The organism is Streptomyces sp. NPDC058240 (assembly GCF_042882135.1).
GTDB lineage: Bacteria > Actinomycetota > Actinomycetes > Streptomycetales > Streptomycetaceae > Streptomyces.
This window is the reverse complement of sequence record NZ_JBHVWT010000121.1, coordinates 1-4661: the sequence shown is the minus strand read 5'-3', so window position 1 is coordinate 4661 and position 4661 is coordinate 1. Positions and strand designations below refer to the sequence as shown.

Here is a 4661-nt window from a genome sequence, read left to right as displayed (position 1 = left end):
AGCGGCTTGGATCAACCAGCCGGCACCAGACGGCCCGCTGATCCCAGCACAGCGTTAGAACGATCTACCTGCCTTGATCGCTTTGACAGGTTCCGGACCGAGTGCCCAGCAGTACAGGAACGTCGAGCCGGCCATTGAGCATGAGGGAGGGGAAGTGCTGGAGGGCGGCGTCGGGTACGGCGATACGGATGCCCGGGAATCGTTCGAACAGTGCAGGCAGCGCTGTGGTGGCTTCGAGCCGGGCCAGCGGCGCACCGATGCACACATGAGGTCCGTGACCGAAGCTGGTGTGTCCGCCTTGCGGGCGTCGGGTGATGTCGAAGGTGGACGCCTCAGGACCGTAGCGTTCAGGGTCGCGGCCCATGGCCAGATAGTTGACCAGCAGAGGGTCTCCGCGCCGCACATCCGCGTCGCCGATCCGCACAGTCTGCGTGGCGTAGCGAGCGAAGAAAGAGGCGAGGGGAGCGTCGTAGCGCAGGATTTCCTCGACAGCACCGGCCCACAGTGCCGGGTCTCCCGTCGCACGGCGCAGCTGCTCGGGGTGGGCGAGCAGCGCACGAAGACCATTGACCAAGACGTGCACGGTGGTTTCGTGGCCCGCCCCGATCACCACCAGGAGGGTGCCGATCAACTCCTCGTCGGAGTAGGGCTCGTCGACGCAAGCGGCCAGCAAGCCGCTGACGAGATCATCCCCGGCCTCCATCCGGCGACGAGTAATCAACTCGGTGATGAGCTCACGGATTCCCCGGACAGCGGCACTCTTCCGCTCGGCGGTCACGGCTTCACTGAAGAAGTCCTCGAACAGCACACGCAACGTCTCATGCCAGCCCTCTGGGATCCCCAATAATGCGCCAATGACCTTCATCGGAACCTGGAACGCGAAAAGGGTGCGGTAGTCTACGATCCCTCCGTCGCTGGCCGCGGATGCCTCGGCAAGTCGGTCCAGTTGCTCCTCGACGATGGCGCTCACCCGACCACGCAGAGCCTCCACTCGTGTCGGCGTGAGTGTCCGGGCGAGCGGGGCCCTCAGTCGGCGATGCTCCATGCCGTCCACGGTGATCATGCTACGTGGCGTGTCCACGACGGCCCGCAAAGGCCAATCCGCCGGGACCTCTCCACGCTGCCAGGCGTGCCATACAGCGATGTCCTTCACGAAACGAGGGTCGACCAGCAGTGCCCGCCCCAACGCGTCGGACGTCACCACCCAGGCAGCCAAGCCGCCTGGGAGCTCGACAGGGACAAGCGGTCCGAAGTGCCGGAGACGAGCCGCTTGACGGTGCAGATCACCGTCGGAGGGGGCGATCCGGAGAGCGGGGCGGGACAAGGCCAGATCCACGGGCGGTACTCCGTTTACCTAGAGGGGGCGGGAAGGGGTAGGCCCCTGCTGTTTCCTCGCACCAGCATGACGGAAATCGCACTCACGACGAAAGTGTCTCGGCTGAACTGCCGAGGCCAGCCTCAAAAGGATCAGTGAACCCTCGGGCGACAGAGCTCGGCACGTCGTGATCTGAGTCCACACGGCATGTCTCGTGCTCAGAGATGGGTGTCAAGGCCCACAGTGCCCAGTGCCCGAAGCTGGTCAGGGCTGCGACGGCTGTGGCGGCACCCGCACGAGACTGTCTCCCGCTCTCCTGGGTATTGGGGCCATGGATGGCTCCGCTCCCGGGTGAGATCAAGGCGCGTTCTCCGATTCTCCGTCGACAGCGGACGACCGACCCCGGCTCATGTCCGGGGTCGGCGACTACAGAGGTCTCTCCTTACCTGAGTTTTTTCCTTGGAATCGCGCGGCAGACCGAGTGGACCGGTGCTGTCCGCGCCGGTCTGGCAAACGCCGCCACCGGAGACCGCTGTTGCGAGTTCGACGGTGTCAGTGATCGTTGTTGCCGTATCCGTCGTCTCCGTGGCCGTAGCCGTAGTCATCTGTGGGGTGGGGTGGGGGGAGGGGGACGGGGAGGTGCCGTGATCCTTGTTGGTGAGCGTGCAGGTGACCGAGTCGCCTGCGGCAAGGGTGACCTGGTCGTCAGCGACCGGAATCTCCTCGCCTTCGGAGTCCTCGCATTCCCAGCCGGCCGGCCGGTAGCCCTCGGGGCCGCCGGTCTCGCCGAGGGTGTAGCTGCCGGGGGGCACCGTCACGTCGGTGACGCCCTCGCTGCCGCTGGTGCCGGAGAGGGTTTCGGGGCCGTTGGCGGTCAGGGTCCAGTCACCGGGCTCCGCGGTCCCGCCGTGCTGGTTGATGACGCGCTTGACCAGGGTCAGCCGGGACTCGTCCTCGTCCTCGCAGCTCACCGTGTTGCGTACGGTGAACGTGTTCTCGGTCTCGGTGAGCTGGGCCTCGTAGGGCAGGGGTTCGTCGGCCGTGCTGCCGTTGGCCGAGACGATCCGGCTGCTGTCCACGGTGCATGTGTTGGGGACGGTGACGGTTTCGGCGATCGTCGTGGTGTCGCCGAGGGTGTAGCCGTCGCGGTCCTCGCCCCACTCCTGGGAGGTGGGGCCGTTGGTGCCGGGGCCGGTCAGGGTGAGATCCGCTTCGTAGCCGTCCGGGCGGTCGTCGTGGCTGTAGGTCTTGCCGTCGATGAACCATTCCTTCTCGACGGTGATCTCAGCCTCCTCGTCCTGCTGCGGCCGGTTGTACATGGTGCAGCTGATTGCGGAGAGGCGGGGGACGTCCACGCCGAATCCCGGGTTCGTGTTGGTTCCGGTGTTGGTGACCTGGACCGGTTCGCCGGTGTCGAGGTCGGTGCAGACGGCGTTGAGTCCGCCCTGGGTGACGAGGTCGTAGCCCGGCCGTTGGTCCTCGGTCACGGCGATGTCCGCGGAGTCGGTACCGGCCGGGTAGGTGGGGCTGAAGGAGACGGCGCCGGTGCGGTCGGCGGTGGTCTCCTGGGTGTCGGGCAGGCCGCCGATGCCGGGGGTCGTGGTGGTCGCGGTGAACTCCCAGCCCTCGCCCGCGGGGGTGGCGCCGGTGATGTCCTCACCGGTGTTGTCCTCGGGCACGATCTGCTTGACGACCGACAGCGTTCCGGCGCAGTTGCTGAGCGCGAGTTCGGTCAGGGCCTGACCGGCGCCCGCGAAGTCGGCGGTCTGGTAGTAGTTGGCGGTGAGCGGGTTGCTGCCGTCGAAGGCTTCCGGGCCCGAGATGGCCCGGAGGTTCAGCCCGGACACTCCCTCGACACCTCGGCCGACGCCCACGGCAACGACTCGGGAGCCCTTGGCCTTGACGGCGTTGGCGGCGAAGATCCCGCCCTCGACGTCGGCGAAGTGGGTGTGGGAGCCGTCGCCCTGGCGGGGGTTGTTCCAGTAGGTGGGGTTGCCGTCGGTGAGGACGACGACCGCGTCGTAGCGCGGCTCGGCCGGTCACCGGAAGACGCGGTGGCATGCTGGACGATGGTGGACGCGACCAGGACCTGGTGGCGAACAAGCCCGGCCCCATCCGGTTCGGCGGTGGAGGCTCAGTTGTCGCGTGTTGCCGTGGTGCGCAGCGGTAGACCTGCGTTGACTCGCCGCTTCAGCTCGTGGAAGTCATCGAAACCGTCCACGTATGTGATCGCGTTGTCGTTCTCGTCATGGTCGTCGAACACGCGCAGTAGATCGCGGTCGAAATGCTCCAGCATGCGGGGGTCATCTATGTCGATCACGGCCGGTCGGGTCGCGATCTCCAGGCTCGGCTCACCGATCACCGCGTTGGCGATGAGCGCGCCACCGATGGTGAAGTGATGGTGTTCGCTATAGAAGAGCTGGGCGTGAACGTCGCCGCCGATGTGGGCGCCACAGTCGTTGTAATCACCGATGAGCCGATCGGTGCTCAGGTCGCCGTGGACCTCAAGCCAGCCGCCGGTCACCACGTCGCGTGCCCGCATGTTGCCGGTCACCAGCAAAAAGGACTCGGGATAATCGTAATCGCCGTACGCGCCGTCGACGACCAGATCGCCGAGCACAACCAAGAGGTAGACGCTCTCGTCTGTCAGGTCGAGGTCGCCGCGTATATGCAGGTCGCCATCGACAAGCCAGACATCGGCGGTGTGGTCGTCGATCTGGTCGAGCACCGCGGTTACACGCTTGATCATGTAGTCGTTGTGGAACCGGCTGATTGCTGTGATGACCTCGGCTCGGGAGACCTGATTCTTCTTGTAGCTACGCACGTTGGCAATCATGGCCAGGACACTACCTTCGTGTAATTGGTGTCGAGTTCTTGGCGAAGTGCATCTGTCAGATGGCGAGCTGCTGAGTTGGCCTCTTCGAAGCTGCACCGGCATGGTAAATGCCCTCACTGACACGACCGCTCTGGCCCGACACTCCGCGGCGAAATACCGTAGCGCAATAGGTACTTCTACCGACACCACCGATCTGGAGGCATCACCGGACCTGTAGTCACAGTCCGTAGCAGCCGCCCCGCCTCACCATGACCTGGCCAAAACGCCCAACCGCCCCTATCCGTGCGGGTTGTAAGGCTTGCGGTCACTCACCCAGACAGCCCAACAGGACCAAGCAGCCCGACCGGCCCGAACCGCCCAAACCCACACGATCAGGCGACCACAAGACCGTCATACCAGCTCAGAATGACCTCTCAGAGGGCGTTTAGAGATGATCTGCGTCGTTGGGTGACCTTTGCGCTTGCCCGTTTTCAAGCTATTCACCCTCATACGCGCGTCTTCGTGGCCGCC

3 protein-coding genes are annotated in these 4661 nt (G+C 65.3%); all 3 read right to left on the bottom strand.

The genetic code is table 11. The annotated features are described in order from the left end of the window. Positions 1-64 precede the first annotated feature (64 nt). The 3 genes from ACFVX4_RS41625 to ACFVX4_RS41615 all read right to left on the bottom strand — a co-directional run bounded on the left by ACFVX4_RS41625 (position 65) and on the right by ACFVX4_RS41615 (position 4151). Entirely contained in the window at positions 65-1063 is a 999-nt protein-coding gene (locus ACFVX4_RS41625) for a cytochrome P450 (RefSeq protein ID WP_389988591.1), read from the bottom strand. A 659-nt stretch (positions 1064-1722) separates the two neighbouring features. Further along, on the bottom strand, positions 1723-3162 hold the full coding sequence (locus tag ACFVX4_RS41620; RefSeq protein ID WP_389988588.1) for a hypothetical protein: 1440 nt from the start codon (positions 3160-3162) through the stop codon (positions 1723-1725). A 287-nt stretch (positions 3163-3449) separates the two neighbouring features. Further along, positions 3450-4151 (bottom strand): hypothetical protein, encoded by a 702-nt coding sequence (locus ACFVX4_RS41615; protein WP_389988585.1) that lies wholly within the window; start codon positions 4149-4151, stop codon positions 3450-3452. Between the last annotated feature and the right edge of the window lie 510 nt (positions 4152-4661).